The organism is Streptomyces avidinii (genome assembly GCF_014650695.1).
Lineage (GTDB): Bacteria > Actinomycetota > Actinomycetes > Streptomycetales > Streptomycetaceae > Streptomyces > Streptomyces avidinii.
This window is the reverse complement of the sequence record NZ_BMVL01000006.1, coordinates 65767-88869: the sequence shown is the minus strand read 5'-3', so window position 1 is coordinate 88869 and position 23103 is coordinate 65767. Positions and strand designations below refer to the sequence as shown.

General features: G+C 71.6%; 17 protein-coding genes and 4 pseudogenes. 9 read left to right on the top strand and 12 right to left on the bottom strand.

The genetic code is table 11. The annotated features are described in order from the left end of the window. Window positions 1–47: 47 nt before the first annotated feature. The 3 genes and pseudogenes from IE257_RS38325 to IE257_RS16735 all read right to left on the bottom strand — a co-directional run. Window positions 48–358, bottom strand: a pseudogene (locus IE257_RS38325) (hypothetical protein); the annotation flags it as partial. Window positions 359–402: 44 nt separating this feature from the next. Further along, the gene (locus IE257_RS16740) at window positions 403–918 is read right to left on the bottom strand and encodes a hypothetical protein (protein ID WP_229920426.1); all 516 of its coding nucleotides are present in this window, start codon (window positions 916–918) and stop codon (window positions 403–405) included. Then, on the bottom strand, window positions 915–2180 hold the full coding sequence (locus IE257_RS16735; RefSeq protein WP_209468450.1) for a molybdopterin-dependent oxidoreductase: 1266 nt from the start codon (window positions 2178–2180) through the stop codon (window positions 915–917). The genes IE257_RS16740 and IE257_RS16735 overlap by 4 nt, the downstream gene beginning before the upstream one ends. Before the next feature lie 501 nt (window positions 2181–2681). Here IE257_RS16735 and IE257_RS16730 point away from each other — a divergent pair. Both IE257_RS16730 and IE257_RS16725 read left to right on the top strand, forming a co-directional pair. Continuing rightward, on the top strand, window positions 2682–3416 hold the full coding sequence (locus IE257_RS16730; protein WP_189969394.1) for a translation initiation factor IF-2: 735 nt from the start codon (window positions 2682–2684) through the stop codon (window positions 3414–3416). Between the two features lie 176 nt (window positions 3417–3592). Next, window positions 3593–5470, top strand: a complete 1878-nt coding sequence (locus IE257_RS16725; RefSeq protein ID WP_189969393.1) for a PAS domain S-box protein — start codon at window positions 3593–3595, stop codon at window positions 5468–5470. A 112-nt stretch (window positions 5471–5582) separates the two neighbouring features. Here the strand turns inward: IE257_RS16725 and IE257_RS16720 are convergent, their stop codons facing one another. Further along, window positions 5583–6662 carry a lytic polysaccharide monooxygenase auxiliary activity family 9 protein gene (locus IE257_RS16720; protein ID WP_189969391.1) on the bottom strand — a complete coding sequence of 360 codons (1080 nt, stop codon included), beginning with the start codon at window positions 6660–6662 and terminating at the stop codon, window positions 5583–5585. A gap of 269 nt (window positions 6663–6931) precedes the next feature. Between IE257_RS16720 and IE257_RS16715 the strand changes: the two genes are divergently transcribed. From IE257_RS16715 to IE257_RS16705, 3 genes are all read left to right on the top strand, one after another. Beyond that, on the top strand, window positions 6932–8056 hold the full coding sequence (locus IE257_RS16715) for a saccharopine dehydrogenase family protein (RefSeq protein WP_229920425.1): 1125 nt from the start codon (window positions 6932–6934) through the stop codon (window positions 8054–8056). Further along, entirely contained in the window at window positions 8053–8655 is a 603-nt protein-coding gene (locus IE257_RS16710) for a TetR/AcrR family transcriptional regulator (RefSeq protein WP_189969389.1), read from the top strand. The genes IE257_RS16715 and IE257_RS16710 overlap by 4 nt, the downstream gene beginning before the upstream one ends. Window positions 8656–8990: 335 nt before the next feature. Further along, window positions 8991–10934, top strand: coding sequence for a copper resistance CopC/CopD family protein (locus tag IE257_RS16705; RefSeq protein WP_189969387.1), 1944 nt, complete (start codon window positions 8991–8993; stop codon window positions 10932–10934). Window positions 10935–11073: 139 nt separating this feature from the next. Here IE257_RS16705 and IE257_RS16700 read toward each other — a convergent pair whose 3' ends face one another. The 4 genes and pseudogenes from IE257_RS16700 to IE257_RS16685 form a co-directional block, all read right to left on the bottom strand. After that, entirely contained in the window at window positions 11074–11796 is a 723-nt protein-coding gene (locus IE257_RS16700; RefSeq protein ID WP_189969385.1) for a DUF1775 domain-containing protein, read from the bottom strand. A gap of 798 nt (window positions 11797–12594) precedes the next feature. Then, window positions 12595–13254 (bottom strand): annotated as a pseudogene (locus IE257_RS16695) (amino acid ABC transporter permease); the annotation flags it as partial. 145 nt (window positions 13255–13399) lie between these two features. Further along, window positions 13400–13858, bottom strand: coding sequence for an RrF2 family transcriptional regulator (locus tag IE257_RS16690; protein WP_189969383.1), 459 nt, complete (start codon window positions 13856–13858; stop codon window positions 13400–13402). A gap of 130 nt (window positions 13859–13988) precedes the next feature. Further along, complete coding sequence (locus IE257_RS16685; RefSeq protein ID WP_189969381.1) at window positions 13989–15200, bottom strand: acyl-CoA dehydrogenase family protein; 1212 nt, start codon at window positions 15198–15200, stop codon at window positions 13989–13991. 299 nt (window positions 15201–15499) lie between these two features. On the opposite strand from IE257_RS16685, the gene IE257_RS39440 reads away from it, so the two are divergent. The 4 genes and pseudogenes from IE257_RS39440 to IE257_RS16675 form a co-directional block, all read left to right on the top strand. Continuing rightward, complete coding sequence (locus IE257_RS39440; RefSeq protein WP_373301828.1) at window positions 15500–15685, top strand: putative leader peptide; 186 nt, start codon at window positions 15500–15502, stop codon at window positions 15683–15685. A 237-nt stretch (window positions 15686–15922) separates the two neighbouring features. Then, the gene (locus IE257_RS16680; RefSeq protein ID WP_229920424.1) at window positions 15923–16474 is read left to right on the top strand and encodes a winged helix-turn-helix domain-containing protein; all 552 of its coding nucleotides are present in this window, start codon (window positions 15923–15925) and stop codon (window positions 16472–16474) included. Window positions 16475–17146: 672 nt separating this feature from the next. Further along, window positions 17147–17302: pseudogene (locus IE257_RS39170) on the top strand (LLM class flavin-dependent oxidoreductase); the annotation flags it as partial. After that, window positions 17303–17584: pseudogene (locus tag IE257_RS16675) on the top strand (LLM class flavin-dependent oxidoreductase); the annotation flags it as partial. A gap of 144 nt (window positions 17585–17728) precedes the next feature. On the opposite strand, the gene IE257_RS16670 reads toward IE257_RS16675, so the two are convergent. The 4 genes from IE257_RS16670 to IE257_RS16655 all read right to left on the bottom strand — a co-directional run bounded on the left by IE257_RS16670 (window position 17729) and on the right by IE257_RS16655 (window position 23100). Next, window positions 17729–18634 (bottom strand): carbohydrate ABC transporter permease, encoded by a 906-nt coding sequence (locus IE257_RS16670; protein ID WP_189969379.1) that lies wholly within the window; start codon window positions 18632–18634, stop codon window positions 17729–17731. Next, window positions 18631–19989, bottom strand: a complete 1359-nt coding sequence (locus tag IE257_RS16665) for an ABC transporter permease (protein WP_189970115.1) — start codon at window positions 19987–19989, stop codon at window positions 18631–18633. The genes IE257_RS16670 and IE257_RS16665 overlap by 4 nt, the downstream gene beginning before the upstream one ends. Window positions 19990–20011: 22 nt before the next feature. Further along, complete coding sequence (locus tag IE257_RS16660; protein ID WP_189969377.1) at window positions 20012–21343, bottom strand: ABC transporter substrate-binding protein; 1332 nt, start codon at window positions 21341–21343, stop codon at window positions 20012–20014. Window positions 21344–21417: 74 nt separating this feature from the next. Further along, window positions 21418–23100, bottom strand: a complete 1683-nt coding sequence (locus IE257_RS16655) for a glycoside hydrolase family 13 protein (protein ID WP_189969375.1) — start codon at window positions 23098–23100, stop codon at window positions 21418–21420. Between the last annotated feature and the right edge of the window lie 3 nt (window positions 23101–23103).

The following is a 23103-nucleotide window of genomic DNA, read 5'->3' as shown; positions in this document are numbered from 1 at the left end:
CACTGATCCTCTTTCCTGCGCCCCGTGTCCGCAATGACGAGGTTGTCTCAGATCCGGCCATCGGCTCGACGGGGGACGGCCTCCCCGCGTCCGAGGAGTACGGCCGGCCCGCGACGGGTGGCGGCCAGGACGACGCGGTCCTCCGGCTTGAGCACGTACCCCGGGTGCAGGTCCCAGACCAGGCCCGACGGCCGGGCCGCCCCTTCTGCGGGGGCGGAGGCGAGTCGGGGCGGCGGTCCTCCGGGGAGGCGGTGTCGAGGGCGAGGACCCGCCAGACACCCGGGCGGAACGACTCCGCGATGGTGCGGCCCTCCAGAAAGGGGTGGCCGGCCACGTCCACGGCGGCGAAGAGCAGGACCGCCGTTCGACACCGCCCAAGGATGCCTTGATCGCAAGGCCGGATCAGCCTCGGCCGCGCCCTCGTTCCGTCGCGTTGCGCGCCTGCCGCCGAGACCGACTCCGCTGCCGGGTCCGTACGATCAGGACCACGGCCGAGGCGGCGAACAGCCCGGCGGTGATCAGCAGCCAGCGGGCCAGGAAGCCGTCCGCCGGGAGGGCGGTCGCGGCGGTGTAGTGCCCGACCTGTTCGAGGATCAGCGGCCACCAGACCAGGAGCAGGACACCGGAGACGAACGCGGGCACGCGGACGTGGTTCACGCTCACCCGTGCCGCGGGCCGGCCGTCATCGGATCCCCCGATGAAGAGGGCCTGAGCCGCCCGGTCGGTGAGCGAGTAGAGGGGGAGCAGGACCAGGTCGTGGAGGAGGGCCGCCCCGACGAACCACAGGGCCACACCGACGGTGTCGCCCTCGAACAGGCGCAGTCCGGCGTAGACCGCGAGGGCGAACGAGGCAAGGACGAGGAGCAGATGCAGCGGGGAGGCGCCGTAGCGGCGGCGGAAGGCGGTCGGAGCGCTCATGCCGGCTCTCCGAACGTCAGGCGGGTGACCCATTTGGTGTTGTGCACTCCGGGTGCCCCGGGCACGATGATCCGCGCCGGATAGCCGTGGTCGGGCGAGAGCGTCGCCCCGTTGACCCGGAGGGCCAGGAGCGAGCGGCTGTCGCGGACCTGGTTGTCGCGCAGCACCGCCGAACGGAAGGAGCCGCCCCGCTGCACCGACTCCACCAGCACCTCGGGAGTGCGTACGCCGAGCCCGACGAGCGCGGCGAGATCGGTGAGCCGGACCCCGCTCCACTGCTGGTCGGTGGTGGACCAGCCTTCCACGCAGGCGATGGGCAGGGCCGCCTCGTGCTGCGTCATGGTCAGCAGCTGCCGGTACGTCAGGTCGACCTGCCGTCCGGGGCCACGTACGGTCAGCCGCCAGGCGGGGCCGACATCGCTGGGCCGGATGCCGACCGACGTGGCGGTCTTGTTGACCTGGAAGCCGTTCGGGCCCGAACCCGGGTCCCGGCCGTGCGGTGCCAGCAGTGCGGTCTGCCGCCACCATCCGCCGATGCTCTGCCCCGCCGTGACCACCAGCAGCGCCACCGACCCGAGCCCGACCATGGCCAGCGCGCCCCGGCGCGAGATGGTCGGCGCCGCAGGCCGCGGCGCGACCAGCCCCGCCGCCTCCTCGGTACCCGCCGCGGGCTCCCCGAGACGGCGCCTGAGGGCGCGGAGCGCCCTGGGCAGCCGGAACGTCACGTGCACCACGAAGGCACCGATGAACACCCAGGCTCCATAGAAGTGCAGGGTGTAGAAGGAGCCGGGGAAGATGTAGTGCAGCTGTACGTTGAGGATGCCGGTGACGAACTCGAAGCCGGCGCCGCCGACCAGCAGAAGCAACGACAGGCGGTCGACGGCGTGGCTCACCGAGCGGATCGGGGGCCACTCGAACAGCTTCGGAATGACCGACCACAGCTTCGCCAGCAGCACGGGCACCAGGACGACCCCGAGCGTCACGTGGACGCCCTGGGTCAGCCGGTAGAGCCAGTACGGCGACGTCGGCCAGGAAAACAGGTAGAAGCCGAGCCACCCCTTGTCCGGCGTCTGGTCGTTGACCGCCGCGAGATCCGGGTTGTACGCGGCGTACGACAGCAGGCCCGTCACGAACAGCACCGTGATCCCGAACAGCAGGACCAGTCCGAACACCGCGGTCAGCCACGGGCCGCGGAGCGGGCTGCGCCAGAACTCCGGCCGCGCCGGCCCCGGCGGAGGCCCCGCGGACCCCGCGGACTTCACGCGTGCACCCAACCGCGCCACCGGCCCGGGACTCGTCTCCTCGGCGGCAGCAGACTTCCCGGGTGTGGCGGCCCTCCCCGCCGGGCCATGCTCCGACGCGCCGTCGGCGTTCCCGGACGCGCGAGCGTGCGGGTGCCGCGGGGTGCCGCCCGGCGGCTGCCCGCTGCTGCTCTCACCCATCAGGAATCCTCCGCCCACTGCCGTGCCGAGCTCACCGGACAGCCACTCTCACCGAGGAGGTTCGGCTCGGAGCCGAGCAGCACGCGTGACACGCCGGAAACGCTCTCTTGGGCCTGACCGGCGAACCTGTTGAGACGTGGGCCGGCAACGTCGGGACCGCCTCCGGCCGCTCCGAGACCCGATCGCGTTACACGTCCCGCAGCGCCGAGGACGGTCGAGCGGCCGCCCGAAGGCCTGCCGCACCGGCTGAGTGCGAGCGCCAACGCCGGTCCGAGCGGGCGAGGGGTTGCCCGCCGCGCGCGGCGCCGGGAGGGTGGGCGCATGCGTCGACTGCTGCGGCTCGTACCGTTGTTGCTGTTCACCGTCGGCTGCGGGGTGGTGCAGTCCTCCGAGGGCGAGGCGACGGACGCCGCACGGGAGGTGGCCAGGAAGGCGGGGCAGCGCCTCTACGGTCAGCGTCCGCGCACTGCGGAGGAAGTCGGGCGCTCCGCTTCCGGCATCGACGGGGTGGAGGTACTGCAGGTCACGGGTACCTCGACGAACGAGGGGAACGGCATCGAGGTGGTCGTCCGCACGTCCGGTTCCGCCTACAACGGATGGCTCGACGCCGAGCCGGTCTCCGTGCGGCGCTGTTTCGCGGTGCGGGTATCGCCCGAGTCGCAGTGGCGTGAGGATCCCCGTGACGTGGACTGCCCCGACGGCCCCCCGCCGGCCTTCGCCCCGCCACCCGAGCCGCCCCGGCTGCCGTACGAGGAGCTCCGCGCGAAACTCCCCCGGGTGCCGGACGGCGGCCGGGCGGACGAGGCCGAGGTGCGGCGTACGCTCGCCGCCCTGGACCTGGATCCGGCGATCCGTACCGAGGTGAAGGCCGACGGCGGCCGGGTCGGCGTTCTCCTGGCGGTACCGGGCAACGGCTCCGACGCGCAGGACTGCCTTCTCGCGCGCGTGGACGCCGGAGCCACCGAGGTCTGGGTGCCGCCCCGGATCCAGCGGATGCCCGGAGAGGGCGGCTGCACCGTCGGCAATGCCCTGGACCCGAAACCGTCACCGCACTGAACGGTCTGCCACGGCGCCGGGGCGTGTGGGCGATCCCCGGGCAGGCTCCGCAGAGGTACCGCGGGCCCGTTCGCAGCCGGTCAATTGTAGATGGATTCCGGTCAACCGAGGGTGGGTTTTTCGGCCGCATGGTCGGATGTCCCCCTCTGCGGGATCCGGCGAGTGCGAGGCGCAGCATGGCAGCGACGACCGAAGAGCCTTTCAGGGCTCTGCTGGAAGCGGCACCGGACGCGATGGTGATCGTGGACGATGCCGGGATGATCCGTTTGGTCAATGCCCAGACCGAGGCCCTGTTCGGCTATCCGCGGCAGGAACTCCTGGGGCGGCCCATCGAGGTGTTGGTGCCCGAGCGGTTCCGCGGTCAGCATCCCCGGCACCGGCTGGGTTACGCGGCCAGCCGCCAGGTGCGCCCGATGGGCGCGGGTCTCGAGCTGTACGGTCTGCGGCGCGACGGGCGTGAGTTTCCCGTGGAGATCAGCCTGAGCCCGCTGGAGACCCCCGAGGGGCTGCTGATCTCGGCGGCCGTGCGGGACGTCAGCGAGCGCCGGGCAGCCGAGGAGCGCTTCCGGGCCCTGCTGGAGGCGGCTCCCGACGCGATGGTGATCGTCGATGAGAGGGGCATCATCCAGCTGGTCAACGCCCAGACCGAGGCGCTCTTCGCGTACGCGCGCGAGGACCTGCTGGGGCGGCCCGTCGAGGTGCTCGTACCCCACCGGTTCCGCGGCCACCACTCCGACTTCCGCAACGGCTACTTCGTCAACCGTCAGGTCAGACCCATGGGCGCGGGGCTGGAGCTGTACGGGCTGTGCCGGGACGGGCGCGAGTTCCCGGTCGAGATCAGCCTGAGCCCGCTGGAGACCCCTGACGGGACCCTCGTCTCCGCGGCCATCCGCGACGTCACGGAGCGCAAGGCCGCCGAGGAGATGCTCGCCCGGCTCTACGAGCAGCAGCGCCACGTCGCTCTCACCCTCCAGCGCAGCCTCATGGGTTCACCGCCGGACGTGCCGGGGATGCCGACCGCGAGCCGCTACTTCCCCGCCCGGCAGGGCGCCGGGGTGGGCGGGGACTGGTTCGACCTGATCCCGCTGGGTGGCGGCCGGGTCGGCGTGATGATCGGCGATGTGATGGGACGCGGGCTGGACGCTGCCGCGGTCATGGGGCAACTGCGGTCCGCCTCCCACGCGCTGGCCAAGACGGGAATGCCGCCCTGGCAGCTGATGCGTGCCCTCGACGCGGTGGTCAGCGAACTCCCGGACCAGTTCGTCACCTGTTGCTACCTCGTCGTGGACGCGGACTCGGCCGAGATCACCGTGTGTTCGGCCGGCCATCTCCCGGTCCTGCTGGCGGCTCCCGGCGGCGAGGTGAGCCGGTTGCCGGTCGAGGTGAGCGTGCCGCTAGGGGTCGGCGAGGTACCCCACCACGAGAGTCGGCACGCCGTCGAGCCGGGCTCGGTGCTGGCGCTGTACACGGACGGCCTGGTGGAGACACCGGGCAGCGACATCGAAGCGCAGGTCGACGGGCTCGCCGCGGCGCTGGAGAAGAGCCTCGCGACGACCGCATCCCTGGAGGGCGCGGCGGACCGGTTGCTGACCGATCTGCTCCCGGATGCCAACGACAACCCGGACGACGTCACCCTGCTCCTGGTCCGCATCCCCGCAACACCCGCCACCGCGCGGAGCGTCGTCCTGGACGCCGCCCCGAGCAGCGTGGCCGAAGGCCGCCGCTTCCTGCGTGCCACCCTGGCGGAGTGGGGCAAGGACGACGAGCAACTGCGGGAGACGGCCTGCCTGCTGGCCTCCGAGCTGCTTTCCAACGCCGTCCGCCACGGCAGCGGGCCCGTACGGCTCAGGCTGAGGCAGGCCGGTCGAGAACTGGGCGTCGAGGTCTGCGACGGAAGCCCGGTGCTTCCCCAAGCCCGTTTCGCCGCCCCGGACGCGGAATCGGGCCGGGGCCTGCTCCTCGTCGACTCCCTCGCCAGCTCCTGGGGCACCCTCCCGACAGCGGACGGCAAGGCGGTCTGGTTCTCCCTGCCGCTGCCCGCCCCGCGTCGCTGACCGTGGGCGTCGTGGTGACGAGAGGGGGTGGCCGCGGCTTCGCGCGGCCGCCCCGCTCACGGACCCTCACCCGCTCCGCGCCGCCCGACCGGGCATGCGGATCGGGAAGGCGTCAGTGGAATTCCACGTCGCACACGGACAGGAAGAACTCGCCGGTCTTGCGGCCGTTGCCGCCGTCAGGGGTGTCCGGGCCGCCGTGACCGCCCCAGACATGCACGATCGCAGCCCGTCCGCTCCGGGTCGGGAGGGTGGCGAACTCCCAATGGGTGGAGTCCTCCTCCCGGTGGGCCCCCTGGACCTCGACCAGGAACGGAACGGGCTCCAGGTCCTCCCACGAGAGTCCGCGGCGGGGATCCCACCCCTCGCGGGTGAGGAACCAGCGGTGCGACCAGGTCTCGTCCGTGTGATAGGCCGTGTAGTCGTACGAGAACGTGTGGCTGTCGGCGGAGCCGTCCAACCGGGTCGTGGGCCAGTCGCCGATATCCGCGCCGGGCACCAGGTCGAGACCTGCGAACGCCGGGTTCCCGGTGGACGCGACGGTGTTGCCCTCAAAGAACTTTCGGTACTCCAGATAGCGCAGGGCGTGGTTCCAGGGGTAGTCGGCCAGCATCCGGTCCGCCCCCGGCAGCACCTCCTGCCAGGTGGTGCTGGTGTTCTCGGCCCGGGCCTTCGCACAGATCACAGACGGGTCCTCGTCCCTGATCGCGGCGGCGGCCCGGCTGCGCGGGTCGTCCATCGTGCCGTGACGAGGAGCGGTGTCGGTGTCGGTCCGCGCGCCACGGGGCTGTTGCGGGGCGGACCAGGCCACCGCGGCCTTCGTGGCCACGGTGACCTCGTTGGTGAACGCGGTGAACGAGCCGTCGACCTTGGCCCGGATCTTCACCCGGTACTGGGGGTCGGGTTCCTCGCCCAGGTCCACCCAGTGGGAGTTGGACGGGGACCAGTCCCAGGCCGGCCAGTGGAGGAACACCGTCTGCCGTGCCTCACCGTTGATCCACACCTCGTAGACGTGCGGATAGGGGGCGTTGCCCTCGTTCCAGTCCGCCGGCGGGGGCCAGGTCCCGTGGTCGGGCCGGTTGTCGCCGATCTGCCACCGCAGGTGGATGCCGAACACCTGGTGGTCGCCGTCGGATCGGTGCTTGATGTCGGCCAGGAGCCCCGAGGGTGCCTGGATGTTGGCGCTGCTGCTCATGAAGTCCTTCTCATCCGGATTCGAAGGAGCTCGGCGGAGCGGACAGCCATGCCGCTTCTCCTTCGAAGAAGGCGGATCTTGACCTCTTGACCCTTGCGGGTTCCGGCACGGTTGTTCGGCCGCGCCGCACAAGTGATCGTTTCTGCACACCGGCCCGCCACTCGGACGGCCCAGCACGCCACCCCGGCCGGAGTTCGGCCGCGGCGGCAAGGTGCGTGCGAAACGAAGGGGGATCGCATTTTTAGGTCATCTGACCTAAACTCTGGGGCATGATCACCGAACCGCACGACCAGCTGCGCCTCGACCCCTCCGGCCCTGTACTGATCACCGGCGGATACGGCACCGTGGGCGCCGAGATCGCCCGCATCCTGGGTGTGGACACCCCGACCCTGCTCACCGGCCGCAACCCCGACCGGGGCGAGGCGCTGGCCGCCGAAGTCGGGGGCGAGGTGCGTGCCTGGGACCTGGCGGACCCCGCCCCCTTCCGGGCGGGCGTCCGGGCCGTCATCAGCTCGGTCAACGACCCCGAGGACCGCGTGCTGATCGCCGCAGCGGCCGCCGGTGTGCCCTACGTCGACATCACCCGGTGGACGGGCCGCCTGCACAGAGCCGTCACCGTCGCCGCCCTGCACCGTCCGGTCGCCCCGGTCCTGCTGTCCTCCGCCTGGATGGGCGGGGTCAGCAGCCTGGTGGCGTCGGCGCTGGCCGAAGAGCTGGGCGGCGCCGAGCAGGTCGAGATCGCCGTCCGGTGGGACATGGCCGACCGGGCCGGGGCGGATTCCGTCGAGTTCATGGACCGGCTGGGCGTGGCCTTCGAGGTGGTCGACGGCGGGCGACGCAGGCTCGCCTCCCCGATGACGGAGTCCCGTACGGTCCGCATCGACGGAACACCCGTACGCGTCGCGCGCATCGACACCCCGGAACAGTTCACCCTGCCGCTGACCCTCGGCACCGCCACCGCAGCCACCCGCATCGGGTTCAGCTCCCCGGCCGCGACCCGGGCGCTCCTCGCACTGCGGGGTACGGGATTCTTCCGCTGGGCCGGCGGGGAGCGCTGGGCCCCCGCGCGCCGGGCCCTGCTCCACTCGCCGGGCGACGGCGGAACGGCGCGGCTGCGCGTGGACGTCACCCATGGCGGGCGCACACGCACCGCGACCGTCACCGACCCGCTCGGCCAGCACCACCTGACGGCGGTCGGGGCCGTCGTAGGCCTGCGCCGCGTCCTCGGGACCGACGGTTCGCCCGCTCCCCGGGGCGTGGTGTTCCCGGAGCAGCACCCGGATCCCGCCCGCGCGGTCGAGCTGCTCACCGCACACGGCGTCGGTCTCTCCTTCGATGGGACCGACGGCGTCGTCACGGGCCACGGGCGGGCCGGAACACGGGCCGCCGCATGAGCGCCGCAGCCGGACCCACCTCCAAGGGCCGCCAGCGGCGTACGGAACTCCTCGACGCGGCCGAGCGCGTCCTCACCGGCTCCGGAGGGGCCGAACTGACCCTGCGGGCGGTCGCCGAGGAGGCCGGCGTCCGGCTGGGCCACCTCCAGTACTACTTCCCGGCCCGTTCCGCCCTCCTGTCGGCGCTCCTCGACCGTATCCTCGCCTCGTCCCTGGAACGCGTCACCGCCCTCACCGTCGCGCACACGCACGGCACCGACCGCGAAGCCCTGCTCGACGCCGTCCTCTCCGACCACGACGACCCGCGCCTGGTGCTGCTGTTCACCGAGGCGTGGGCACTGGCGGCCCACGACGAGGAAGCGGCCGCGGCGGTCCGCGCCTTCTACGACCAGTACGTCACGCACGTGGCCGCGTTCCTCCGGGACCAGGCGCCGGACCTGAGCGAGGCCGAAGCGCGCCACCGGGCCGAGGTGTTCGTCATGCTGATGGAGGGGTCGGCCCTGTTCCGTTCCGGCCTCACCGGCCGCCGCACCGCCGGCACCGACGCCCGCCTGCGCTCGACGGCGCTCGCGCTGCTCGGGGGCGCCGTCCACCGCTGAAGCCCCCGCCGGACGGCGGATCTCGCCGAATACCGGGATGGCCATGCGGGCCTGCGTGCGCCCCCGGCCGAAACGCCCGGCGCAGGCTCCTCTCCCGGTGCTTACAGGAACGCGCCCCGAGCTGGGCCTTTCGTGCCGTCCTTTAGCCGAAGTTGCTTAACCAGCTCCGTCGCGAGGCCGGCAGCACTATCGTCCACATCTCCTCATGACCTCCAGCCCTGCCAGAGTCCGTTCCGTCGCCCCGGTGGCCCGACCCTCCAACTGCTGTCCCACTCCACCCAGTTCCGGGCGGCGGCGCCACCGCTGGTGACCGCCACTTCGGAGACTGACTGTTCATGCACACCGGATCGCCTACCGCGAGGACGTCACTGACCGTCCTCGCGCTGGTCGCTGCCGTACTCGCCCTGGTCCTCGGCGGGGCGGGCTCGGCCTTCGCGCACGCCGGCCTCAGCGGGTCCGACCCTGCGGACGGCAGCGTCCTCCAGACGGCTCCCACGCAGGTCACACTCACCTTCACGGAGTCGGTCAGTTTCTCCGACGACTCACTGAGAGTGCTGTCTCCGCAGAATGAGCGTGCGAACCCACGCCCGGCCCAGCACGTGGACGGCAAGGAGAACACCGCACGGGTGGAGCTGTCCGACGAACTTCCCCAGGGCACCTACACGGTGGCCTGGAGGGTCGTCTCCGCCGATGGGCACCCGATCTCGGGCGCGTTCGTCTTCTCCATCGGCAAACCGTCCGGCACCGCCGTCGTGGTGGAGACCGGCTCCCTCGACGACACGGCCGCCGGGCGCCTGTACGGCTTCCTTCGCTATGTCGCCTACAGCGGACTGGCTCTGCTGGTCGGAGCCGCCGCCTTCGTCCTCGTGTGCTGGCCCACCGCGGCCGCGATCCGTTCGGTGCGCAGACTGCTGGCAGTCGGCTGGGTGGCACTGGTGGTGGCCACCGCGGCTCTCTTGTTGCTCCGCGGCCCGTACGAGACGGCCGGCGCGCTGACATCGGCGTTCGATCCGTCCCGGCTGGGCCGGACCGTCACCGGGCGGCCAGGGATCGCACTGATCGTACGGCTTGTCCTGCTCGCAGGCGCCGCGGTGCTGCTGAGGCGGCTGGCCGTACGACTCGACCGGCACGATGACGGAGAGGTGCCGGGTGACCTCGGCGGCCGTGTCCGCCTGGCCGGGGCAGCGCTGGCCCTGGCCCTGGCGTTCACTTGGGCCTCCGCGGAACATGCCTCCGCCGGCATCCAGGTGCCGCTGGCCATTCCTGTTGCCGTGCTGCATCTGCTGGCCATGGGGGTCTGGTTGGGCGGCCTCATCACGCTGGCGGTCCTCCTTCGGCGCCGGGAGACCGGCAGCAGTGACATCCCGGCGTCCACGATCGGGCGCTTCTCCACCCTGGCCTTCACTGCCATTGCCGTGCTGGTCGGCACGGGGGTGTACCAGTCCTGGCGGCAGGTCGGATCGTGGGAGGCGCTGTCCACCACGTCGTACGGCAGGATCCTCGCAGTGAAGATCGCCGCAGTGCTTCTCGTGCTGGGGGTGGCGTACTTCTCCCGCCGTTGGACGGCCCGCCTCGTTGACAAGGCGTCCCCGGCCGCGGAACCGCCGGTCGTGCTCATGCTCGTGCCCGATCCCGAGCTCGTGCCCGAGGCGGTGCCCGTGCCCGGGCGGGTCAGGGTCGTTCAGGCCGCCGGTGCGCCGCCTTCCTCCCTGGGAACAGAACCCGGCAGGACGTCCGATGCCGCTGCCGGGGGTGAGCCGGGCGACGCCACCGGGCCGCCCGGCGTCGAGACCGACGGGTACCGGCGCAGCCTGCGCCGCACGGTGGCCGTCGAAGCCGTACTCGGCGTCGTGGTCCTGGCGATCACGACCTTGCTCACCGGAACCCAGCCCAGCCGCGCCGCCGACGACAGGGCACCGACGGCCACCGCTCAGCAGCCGCAGGCGAAGGTGGTCACGGTCCCGTTCGACATGGGGACGGCCAACAAGAAGGGCACGGTGCAGATCACACTGGAGCCGGGACGCGTCGGCGAGAACACGGTCGAGGCCGTCGTGTTCACCGCGGACGGCGGCCTCGCCACCGTCCCCGAACTCCGCCTCACCCTCACCCAGGAGGATCTCGGGATCGGCCCGCTGGACGCCAAGCTCAAGAATCAGAAGGGGTACTGGGCCGCCTACGACCTGCGGCTGCCGATGCCCGGTGTCTGGACGCTGAACGTCACCGTGCGCACCACCGACATCGATCAGGTCACCGTGCGCGAGACCGTCCGCATCACGTAGGCACCGCGGATTCGGGTCTGCCTGCCGGCCGGGAACGTCAGGACCGCCGCCGCGTCCGACAGGCCGCGTCCGACAGGCCGCGTCCAACAGGCCGGGGCCGTCGCACGGCACACGCGTGCGACGGCCCCGGCCGTTCCTGTCAGGCCCCGCTGCCGTTGCGGCGCCGCCACCAGAAGGCGCCGGCCGCGACGAGCAGGAGCACGGCCGCGACCACTGCGACGACGGTGCCGGTACTGCTGCCGGCCTCCTGCGCGCTCGCCGCCCCGACGGGAGCCGACCGGGTCGCCGCCGCCGACGCCTGGGCGGACGGGACGATGCTCGGGTCCGGAGACGGCGTGGGGCTCGGCACGATCAGCCGGGCTCCGGGGGCCGCCGCCTTCAGCTCGAGCAACGGAGCCGGATTGTCGACCTTCTCGCCGCTCGTGGGCACCTCGATCCAGCGGGAGACCTTTCCGTCGCTGTAGGTCTCCAGGGTCTTGAACGCCAGGGCCTTCTCATCGGGCAGCTGGCGCACGGTGATGCTGTACTCGGCATCGGTTCCGGTGGCCAGAGCCGGGCCACCGATCGCGTACCCGTCCGGGGTGGCCGTCAGCTTCCACTCCTCGGGAGCGTCCTTGAGCGTCACGGCGTCCGGAGCAATGCCCTTCGGGAGTACGACCCGCAACTCCGCGATGCCCGCGCTGTCCGACTCCGCCTCGGAGGTGAACGACAGCGTGACGTTCTCGGCGAGCGCGCGCGGATCGGAGGCGGTGACCTCGGCGTGCGCCGCGGCCGGCCCGGCCGTCACACCCACGGCCGCCAGGGCGGCAACGGCCGCGAAGGCCAGCCTGCGGATGTGGAGCCGGATATGTGATCCGTTCATGATGGAGGAACCCTCTCGGTACGCGGACGGGCCTCACCGTGCGGGTGAAGGGCACGTCAGGATGGGGGGAACGTCTCCTGCACATCCGGCAGGAGGCCCCCTACGCACCACCGCGTGCCAGAGCATCGTCATCACCATCGGCCGTACGGCAAGCCTGCTGCGTTCAACGGCCCCGACCACCCGCAGACCGGGTCGGAACCACGGCCGTCGGCCGGCACCGAAAGCCGCGACGGCCGCAGCGACCGCCGACCGGGCCCACCGGGCCACCCTCTCCGGCACACGGCTCAGCACTTGATCCGCCCGGTGCATGAGCAGAGCCATCACGCATGCGGCCACGCAATGAGTAGCAGCCATGGGCCACGCCACGTGGTGTGCGCCGTGCCCGATCTCCAGCACGCCGTCGTGTGCTTCGGCGTGCCCGCCAGGTGGCTGCCTCTGGAGGGACAGAGCCCTGTGCAGGAGCAGCTGAGCCAGCACCGTCGCCGCAAGCACGTACCGACCGGGCAGCGACCGCCGGGACACCCGCCACGAAAGAGCGAAGGTGGCCAGCACCCCCAGCGTCGCCCGCCGCCAGGACACCGGGTCCTCCGAGGTTAGGTGATGGCCCACGACCGCCAGCACCGAGCTGAGCAGCGTGAACACGGCAGCCCGCAGCCACCGTCCGCCCCGCCCCGCGGGCCGCGGACACGAGCGCATCCCTGCAGCGGCATCGGCCATGTCGGGGCCATCATCGGACGCACACCGCAGCAGTCGGCCCCCAACTGTCAATTGCGGAGCAGTTTTCCCGGGTCCGCGTTGCTACGCTCCGGAACCGGAACGGGATCCGACACCGGGCGGCCCGTCGCCGGGGGCGGTCAGGGTGTGCAGCCGGGCCCGCAGGGCGGTCAGCCGGCTGCGAAGCCGCTGCTGCGGCGTGGGCGGCAGACCGCGGGAACGGCCGCACGCGTAGTACCGCTCGACGTAGTACTGGCCGGCGCTCAGCACGGTCCTGACGGCGACGTACCAGAGGGTGGCGACCATCAGCAGCGGGATCACCTGGTAGTTCTGGTTGTAGGTCAGCTGTACCGAGTACAGCAGGTCGTGCACGGCCAGCACGCTGACGATGCTGGTGCCCTTGAGCGTGCCGATCAGCATGTTCCCGGCGGTCGGCACGATCGACCGCATCGCCTGGGGAACCACGATCCTGCGCAGGGTGCGCCGCCTGCTCAGGCCGAGTGCCTGGGCGGCCTCGGTCTGGCCGGGGTCCACGGAGAGGATGCCGCCGCGCACCACCTCGGCGGCGTACGCGGATTCGTGCAGGGTCAGGCCGATGACGGCGGTGAGGGTCGGGCCGAGCAGGTTCACCGTCTTGATGGTGAAGAGCTGGGGTCCGTACGGGATACCGAGGCCGAGCGTGGGGTACAGGGCGCCGATGTTGAACCAGAACAGCAGCTGTACCAGCAGTGGTGTGGACCGGAAGATCCCTGGTTCCTAGTTTTCCCACCTGGTTGGTAGGCATCTTGGCAGAGGTGGACACCCGCCCCAAGAGGGTGACCGCATGGTGGACTCTTGGCTCTCGCTATGTGAGAGCGTGCAGGTGGGAAGGGTGAGGGAAGGGGGAGGGTTAGGGATTGGTCCAGGCCCCGGGGGTATCGGCCAGCGCCGATACGTCGGCGGGCAGCTCGCCGGACGCGACGTCGGCGAGGGACACGCCGTCGAGGATCTCGCGCACGTTGGCCCGCAGTGCGATCCACAGGGGGAGCAGCGACTCGGCGGGGCCGGTGTAGGACAGGTCCGGCGGGCGGACCCCGCGCACCGAGACGAGCGGTCCGTCCACGACGCGGATGACATCCGCGATGCTGATGGACCGGGCCGGCCCGGCCAGCCGGTAGCCGCCGTTGCCGCCGCGCTGACTGAGTACGAGACCGCCCCGGCGCATGTCGTTCAGGATGCCCTCGAGGAACTTGTGCGGGATGTCCTGGGCGTCCGCGATGGCTTCTGCCTTCACCGGCCCGTCATCCTGTGACGCGGCGAGCTGCAGCGCGGCACGTACCGCATAGTCCGCCCTGGCTGAGATCCGCATAGGGACATTATCCGGCATGGAATCGGCCCGCGTCGGTCACGGGTGGCCGCGGACTGCCGGGCGGGTGGCAGGCCCCGGGCGGGCGGGGAGCTCGGGTCGCGGATCCTCGCCCCGAGCGGCGCCCGGCGGGTCAGGGAAAGGCCGCCGCCACCGGGTGGTGGGAGCCGTTGAGGTAGTGCTCACCGATGGAGCGCAGGCGGTGCGCGACCGGGCGGTGGGCCGTCAGGACCCGGGCGTTGCGCCAGAACCGGTCCAGGCCGGGGGCGTCGGCGAGCTCCAGCACCCGGGCGGTGATGTGCAGGGCGGCCCTCGACATCACGGTCTCGGCGGTGGCGACCAGGGCGGCGACGCCCGCGGGCACCTCGGGGTCGAGCTGAGCTCCCGCAGCGAGGGCCCGCGCCATCACGTCCGTCGCCCGGTCGACCACGGCGGTGGCCGTCTGGGCGGCAGAGGCGAGTTCCCCGTACGCCAGGAAGAGGTCCGGGTCCTCACCGGGCAGTCGGTGTGCGTGGCCGCCCCTGCTGAGATCGCGTGCTTCGGTGAGGGCGCCCTCGGTGATGCCGAGGGCGACGTGGCACAGGGCGAGTCGCAGCGCCGGCTCCGCGAGCCCCGTGAACGGCGCCGTCGACTCCTCGTCGTGCGGTCGCCGCCCCAGCACGTGCCCCGGAGTGATGGTGACCCTGTCCAGGACGACCTCGCCCGCGCCGGCGACCCGCTGCCCGAGGCGATCGCGGGCCGGTTCGAGGCTCACGCCCTGTGCGCCGGGTGGGATCCGTACGACCAGGACGTCACCGGTCGCGGTGCAGACGGCATCCACCACGATCTGGTCGGCTGCGGCCACCGCCGTGTCCACGGACCGGCGCCCGTCCAGCAGGTAGCCGGTGGCGCGCGGCCTCAGTGTGAGGTCCGGTCCCACGGAGACCCCGTGGGGTGAGGGAGTGCCGACCGACCCGGTCCACAGCCACTGCCCGCGCACGGACTCCTCTTCCAGGGCGGTCGCGTGCTCGTGGCTCGCGTAGAAGCGTCCGCTCCAGGCGTGTACGTAGTGGCGGGCGAGTACGTCGCCGACAGAGCTGTCGGCTGCGGCGATCTCCCGTATGACGGCGCATCCGGTAGCCCAGTCCACTCCGCGGCCGGGTCCGGGCGGGGTGAGGGCCGCCGGGAGACCGGCCTCGCGCAGCCGGGCCGCCTCGTCCAGTGGCGGCCTGCCCGCCTGATCGCGGACGATGGCGTCCGCGGCGAGGTCGTCCGCCACATCGCGGGCGGTACGCAGGAGCGCGCGGCGCCGCCAGTCGGCGGATTCGGGGCCGGAGGGGCCGGGCGTCGTCCCGATGGGCCTCACCGGCAGCATCCGGTACGGCTGTGTCGCGCTCGGGCTGGACGGACAGCGGTGCCATGGGGGATGGCGGTGGTCATGTCGGCTGCTCCGGGGGCGTTGTCGAGTGGCTTCGGCCGGTTGCTGGGAGGGGCGGGAGGCGTGCCTGACCGTGGCGCCGCGCCCGGTCCGCATGCCGCTCGGGTGATGGCGGTTCCGCAATTCCCCACCTTTCCCATCGGATTGATAGGGATACTCACCCGAAGCGGCCTTCCCGGCAAGAGCATGACCGAATGCTGGACGGTTCGATCTTGATATGAGAGACGATGCAGGTCAGGGGGTGGATGGGATGCCTTCTCCTGGATATTTCCTATGGAATCAGTAGGGAAGTATTGACGCATGCCCGCCACGCACTTCACGATGTCGTCATGTCCCCGTCGCAGCCGTTGCTCGTACGCCGCAGGCACGTTGACTTCCGTCGCGTCGCCAGCGCCGTCTGCCGACCCGTTTAGGGCTTCTCCGACAGGGCGTTTCCTCGACGCGAGCCGGTGATCCGGCTGCCGCTTCCTTCCGTGCGCCGTGCGCCGTGCGCTGTGCCTGCCGTGCCCCCGGTCCTGAGAGCCGTCGGGGTCCGCCAGGCGTGCGCCGCGCCGACCCCCGCGGTCGACCCCGGCACGGAAACCCCAAGCCCTGTCGTGCTCGAACACCCGGTATCCGTACCTCGATCCGCGCAGCCGAAGGGGCTCACCGTGACCACTGCTGTTCCCGCACCCGCCATCCGTCGTTCCCCGACCCCGCGCCTCCAGCTGGTCGGTGACCGTCCGTCCGGCGCCTTCGTGACCCAGGGCGGTCGCGTCGGATACCTCGTCTACCTGGCGGCCGACGTCGACCCCGTGGCCGTGATGGAAGCGCACGGCATACGCCCGGAGATCCGCTCCCTCGATCCCCGGACGTTCCCGGCCCGTGAGCCGGCACCGGCGCAGGCGCCGCACTCCGGCCCCGTCCAGCCCGACGACGCCATCCGGGTGGACCACGCGCGTCGGCTGGTCGAGGTCGACGGACGCCAACTGGATCTCACCTACCTGGAATTCGAACTCCTGGCCCACCTGCTGTCCCATCCGGGCACGGTCCACACGCGTGATGCCCTCATCTCGGCCATCTGGGGTTACGGGAACATCGGCGACGGCCGCACGGTCGATGTCCACGTGGCCCGCCTGCGCCGCAAGCTCGGTCCCGCCTACCGGGGCCGCATCTCCACCGTGCGCAGCGTCGGCTACAAGTACGTTCCCCACCACCCGTAGCCCCCCGGGGGCGGGCCGTCGAGGGGGCTACGGCCGCCACCGCAAAGCCCGTTTCATTTCGCCGGAAGGCATTGTGTGTACGGCGGATGAAATTGCCGCATGCTTCTCCGGGCGTCGATATCAGGACCGTTGAACCGTTGACAGCCCTTTCCGCGCTGCCGTCGCCGGCGGGCTCGCCGGGCCCGTCGCGGCGGCCATCAACCACCTGATCGAGAGCGGCCGGAACGGACAGCTCTCACCGACTGCAACCTGTCCAACGAGGCAGTCACCACCGCGGAGGCCGACCCGCCGGGCCTGCCGGTGACCAACTCCTGAATCCTCCGGCCTTCGTCCCGTGCCACGGACGGAGAGCCCGCCCCATGAGTACGAACGCCGGTCCCCGGGCCGGTGAGGGCACGACGGTCGGGCACCCTGTGCCGCCGCCGTCCTTCATGGCCGTCCGTGCACCCGGCAACACCGCTGCCAACTTCTCTTCATATTCAGGTCATTGTATGGCGCCACTATCGGGCGTAGCGTCTCGAAGGGATATGGGTGACGGGCTTTCTCGTCCCGCCCGCCCGACCCCCTCATACGTCCTCATATTCGGCGACGTGTATCGGCCTCCTTTTCGCACGGCCGATCAGGAAGGCGTAATTCGACGTGTCCTCATCCCCGCCCGCACCTGCATTCACCATCGCATCGGGATCCTCCGATCCGCTGCACCTCGCCGTCGCGCTCGGCGGCGCGGGGCGGCACCCGGCCGCCTGGCGTGAGCCGGGTGCCCGGCCCGGTGGGCTCTTCACGGCCCGTTACTGGGCCGACGCCGTGTCCGAGGCCGAAGCCGCACTGCCCTGGGTACGGAGCATCCGCACCGCCGAAGGGGCCATTGCCTTCCCCACCCCTGCCGAGGCCCGCGCCCTGCCCTGGACCGACGCCGACCGGAAACTCGTCGCAGACCGCGTGGAAACCCAGTTCGTCGGCTCCCCGCGAACGGTCGCCGACCACCTGGACCGACTCCAGGAGGCGACCGGGGCGGACGAGTTGCTCATCACCACCATCACGCACGACCACACCGACCGGGTCCGCTCCTACCGGCTGCTCGCCGAGGAGTGGCAGCGCCGCTCAGGCTGATCGCGTTCGCCCTGCCGCACGGACGAACGGACGAACGGACGGACGGACGGAAGGACGGAACGACGGACGCTGCGGGCCCTGCCACCGGTCGGAAGACCGGTGGCAGGGCCCGCGCTCCCACCTGCACGTGCGCAGGGACGGCCGCTATTTCACCGAGCCCGCCATCACCCCCTGGACGAAATGCCGCTGGAAGGCGAAGAACACGATCAGCGGCACCACCAGGGACAGGAACGCCCCCGGCGCGAGGACACCGATGTTGCTGCCGAACTGCCGCATCTGGGACTGCAGCGCAACCGTGAGCGGCTGGGAGCCGCTGTCCGCGAAGAGCAGCGCCACGAGCATGTCGTTCCAGACCCAGAGGAACTGGAAGATGGCCAGGCTCGCGAGGGCCGGCCGGCCGAGCGGCAGCACCAGCCGGGTGAAGATCCGCCACTCGCTGCCGCCGTCCATCCGGGCGGCCTCCAGCATTTCGCGGGGTATCTCCGCGAAGTAGTTGCGCAGCAGGAAGATCGCGAACGGCAGTCCGTAGGCGACGTGGAAGAGGACGACGCCCGCCACCGTGCCGAACAGGCCGACCGTGCCGAAGAGTTTGGCCACGGGCAGCAGCCCGATTTGCACGGGTACGACGAGCAGTCCGACGACCACCAGGAAGACGGCGTCCCTGCCGGGGAACTCCAGCCATGCGAAGGCGTATCCGGCCAGTGCCGCGATGGCGACCACCAGTGCGGTGGTGGGCACGGAGATCAGGACCGTGTTCCCGAAGGCTGCCGCGATGCCGGAGTCCTTCAGGAGGGCGGCGTAGTTGTCCAGGGAGAGCTGGGACGGGTCGCTGAGGGCGGTCCACCAACCGTCGGACGCGTTGTCCCCCTCGGAGCGCAGGGAGGACAGGAGCAGGCCCGCCAGTGGGGTGATCCATACGAGGGCGACCAGGATCAGTGCGCCCTGGACGAGGGAGTTGCTCAGCAGGCGCGACAACAGGTGCCCCTGCCGCTGCCCCTGCCCCTGCCCCTGCCTCTGCCGCCGGCGCCCTGCGGTGCTCGGGACGCTCATGCTCCACTCCTTCGGAAGCGCCGGATGTTGAAGACCATCGCCGGGACGACGAGCAGGAGGAGCACCACGCTGAGCGCGCTGCCGAGCCCCTGGTCGTTGCCGCCGCCGAAGGACACCAGCCACATGCGGGTGGCCAGCACGTTCGCCTCTTCCTGGACCGGCCCCGGCGCGATGATGTAGACGAGGTCGAAGACCTTCATCACGTTGATCACCAGGGTCACGAAGACGACGGTGAGCACCGGGGAGAGGAGGGGCACGGTGATCTTGCGGAAGATCTGGCCCTCGGAGGCCCCGTCCATGCGCGCCGCCTCCAGCGCGTCCCGGGGGATGGCCGCGAGGCCGGCACCGATCAGGACCATCGCGAAGCCGGTCCACACCCACAGGTAGGCGCCGATGATGGCCGGTGTGACCAGCGCCGGACCGAGCCAGTTCACCCCCTGGTACGGGGCCGCGAAGTTGGCCGCGGGCAGCCTGACGGTGTAGTCGCCGTCGGCGAGCCCGGTGAGGCGGAAGGACCCGTCGTCGGCCGAGACGGTGCTGGCGGCCACCCGGCCGTCCCGTACGGCCTCGACGGTCATGCCGGGCAGTCCGTTCTCGCCGGCGTCGATGCGCCCCGGTACTCCGGCGCCTCCGGGGGCGAAGTCGAGGTAGACGACGCCCCCGATCCCGTCCGTTGCGGGTGCCGCGGCAGCCGCGGCCTTGGCTGCGGCGGGTACCGCGTCCGGTGCCACACCGATCAGGCCGAGACTGACCGAGCGGCCGGGGCGCACGGTCCCCTCGGTGCTGTACGGGCCTCCCGCGCTGCCCGTCAGCCCCTGGCCCTCCCGGGCCCGGGCCGTCGGATAGGCGGCAGCGTCCCCGAAGCTGTCGTGGACGCCGACGACTGCGGCGTTGAGTACGCCCCGGTCCGGGTCCTGTTCGTAGGCGAGCCGGAAGATGATGCCCGCGGCGAGGAAGGACACGGCCATCGGAAGGAAGAGCACCAGCTTGAACGCGGTTGCCCAGCGCACCTTCTCGGTGAGCACGGCGAGCATCAGCCCGAGCCCGGTCAGCAGGGTCGGGGCCACCACGACCCAGATGGCGCTGTTGCGGATCGCCTTCAGCGTGGCCGGGTCCTGGACGATCGCGACGTAGTTCCCCGCTCCTACGAAGCGGTCGCCATCGGCGTCGAAGAGGCTGCGGCCGAAGGAGAAGAGGACCGGGTAGACGACCAGCGCGCCGAGCAGCAGCAGGGCCGGCAGGACGAAGACCACCGCGAGGCGGCGCTTCCTTCGCCGGGCCAGGCGTCGGCCGTCGGCCGGCGCCCGGGCGGCGCCGGCGCGGGCCCGGTCGCGGGCCCGGTCGCGGGCGGTCATGGTGTCAGCCATGCGGGGCCCCTCAGTTCCCGTAGGCCTTGGCGGCCTCCGCCTCGAGCTTCGCGGCCGTGCCCTGCGGGTCCGACGGGTCGCGCAGGAAGTCCTGGAGGAGCTTCCACTCGCCGGCGCCCTTCGTACCGCCGAATGCGGCGGGGGCCTGGTCCGACATGTCGAACCGGATGGAGTCGCCCGCCGCGATGAGCGAGTCGGCGGTGCCGCGGGTGATCTCGTCACCGTACGCGGCGATGCCGACCTCCTTGTTCGGGGACAGGAAGCCGCCCGCCCGCGCCCAGACCTCGGCGGCCTCGGAGCCGGACAGGTACTCGACCAGCTTCATGCCGGCCTTGCCGTTCTTGCCGTCCTTGAGGACGACGGCCGCGTCGCCGCCGCTGACGACCGGCGCCTTGCCCCCGTCGACCGCGGGGAACGGGAAGAACTTGGCGTCCGTCCCGAGCTTCCTGCCGAACTGGTCCTTGGCGACACCACCGACGAAGTCCCCCTCGTAGACCATGCCCGCCTTGGGCTCGGGGCCGAAGACCTGCGCGACGGACGTGGGGAAGTCGGTCCCGAGAGCCGTCTGGGCACCGCCGGCGACGAGTTGCTTGTCCTTGAACAGGTCTCCGAGGGTGGTCAGCGCCCTGACGACGCTCTCGTCGGTCCACTTGATCCGGTGCTGCGCGAGCTGGTCGTACTTCTCCGGCCCGGCCTGGGAGAGGTAGATGTTCTCGAACCAGTCGGTCAGGGTCCAGCCGTCCTCGCCGGCTATCGCGAAGGCGGGGCGGCCGGAGTCGGCGAGGGTGCGGCCGGCCTTCAGCATGTCGGCGTAGCTCTTGGGCTCGTTGACCCCGGCCTGGGCGAAGGCCTCGGGGGCGTACCAGACGGTGGACTTGTGGGCGGCCTTGAAGTAGAGGCCGTAGTAGGCGCCGTCGACGGTGCCGTAGTTGCGCCACACCGGGGCGAGGGTGGATCCGGCGCTCCGGGCGGTCTGCTCGGACAGCGGGAGCAGCCAGCCCTCCTTGGCGAACTGCTGGAGCACGCCCACCTGGGGCACCATCACCACGTCGGGTGCGTTGCCGCCTTCGATCTTGCTTCCGACGAAGGTGGAGACGTTGTCGCCGGAGGGCACGAAGACCGTCTTGGCACCGGTCTTCTCGGTGAAGGCGTCCAGCACCTTCTTGAAGTTCTGCTGCTCGCTGCCGGTCCAGACGCCTGCCACGGTCACGGTCTGGCCGCTGAGTTCACCGCCGCTCGCGGGTCCGGTGGTGCCGCCGCAGGCCGTGGCACCGAGGGCGAGAGCGAGGGCCGCCGATGCGGTGGCCGCGGTCCGCCGGGTCGTCGTGCTGGGTCGTCGCATGAGAGGTCCTTACGTCGAGGGGTTGCGCGCGGGGAGGGAGGACGGGGGTGCGGAGGGGGAACGGGAAGGTCAGGTCAGGGGGCCGGGCATTCGGCGGTCCACCAGGCGGCGGTCGCCGCGGGGAGTACGCCGTCGGGGCACGGGCCGCTGGCGAGCAGCGGAGTTCCGGCGACCGGTGCGGGCACCGGCTCCGAGCCGAAGTTCACCGCGCAGACCAGACCGTCGCCGCGGACGACGGCCAGTACCTGCGGCGGCGCGTCCAGCCAGCGCAGGGCGCCGTCACCGAGTTGCGGCAGGGTGCGCCGCAGCTGGAGACCGTCGCGGTAGAGGTGCCAGAAGGAACGGGTGTCGGCCAGGGCGCGGTCGGTGGCGTGCTCGGCGAACCACTCGGGCTGAGGCAGCCACGGCTTGGCGCCGCCCGCATCCCGGGTGAATCCGAACGGTGAGGCGTGCCCGGACCAGGGGAGCGGCACGCGGCAGCCGTCCCGCACGTGCTTGCGGCTGCCCGTGCGGAGGAAGATCGGGTCGGTGAGCACCTCGTCGGGCAGGTCGAGGACCTCGGGCAGGCCCAGTTCCTCGCCCTGGTAGACGTAGGCGGCGCCAGGCAGCGCGAGCATCAGGAGGGCCGCGGCGCGGGCGCGGGCGGCGCCCAGTCCACTGCCTTCGACTCCGGGCTCGCCCGCGTAGCGGGTCACCGTGCGGACCTGGTCGTGGTTGTTGAGGACCCAGGTGACCGTGGAGCCGGTCCCGGCGATGTCGCGTATCGCCTCGGTGATCGTCGAGCGGAAGGCGTCGGCATCCCAGGGCGCGCTGAGCAGGTCGAAGAAGAACGCCTGGTGCAGTTCGTCGGGGCGGACGTACTCGGCGTGCTCGCGTGCGGTGGGTACGGACACCTCGCCGACCAGCAGCCGCTCGTGGCCGTCCCGGGCGGTGTACTCCTCGCAGACCGCGCGCCAGCGCCGCCACACGTCGTGGACCTCGGGCCGGTTCCAGGCGAGCTGGTTGACGGCGTCGCGGGCCCGCTCGTCGGCTGCGGGATCGTCCGAGTCGGGCAGCGCGGGGTGCTTGAACAGTCCGGCGGCGACATCGATGCGAAAGCCGTCGACCCCGCGGTCCAGCCAGAAGCGCAGCACCTGCTCGAAGTCGTCGCCGACGGCGGGGTCGCGCCAGTTCAGGTCCGGCTGCTCCGGAGTGAAGAGGTGCAGGTACCACTCGCCGGGGGTGCCGTCGGGCTCGGTGGTCCGGCTCCAGGCGGGACCGCCGAACATGGCGTGCCAGTTGTTGGGCGGCTCCGCCCCGTCCGCGCCGCGGCCGGGTGCGAAGTGGAAGCGCGAGCGTGCCGGGCTTCCGGGCTCCGCGGCGAGCGCGTCCCGGAACCACGGGTGCTCGCTGGAGCAGTGGTTGGGGACGATGTCGAGCAGCAGCCTGAGCCCGAGGCGGCGGGCGTCGGCCACCAACCGGTCGAACTCGGCGAGGTCGCCGTAGACCGGGTCGACACCGCAGTAGTCGGCCACGTCGTATCCGTGGTCGTGCTGCGGCGACGGGTAGAACGGGCTGAGCCAGATGCCGTCGACACCGAGCTTGCGCAGGTAGGGCAGTCCGGCCCGGACGCCGGCCAGGTCGCCGATGCCGTCCCCGGTGCTGTCGAGGAAGCTGCGGACGTAGACCTGGTAGATCACCGCGTCACGCCACCAGGGCGCGGGTGCGGGGGCGGTCCGGGAGGGGTGGCCGGTGTCGGCCGGAAGGGTGCTGAGCATCTC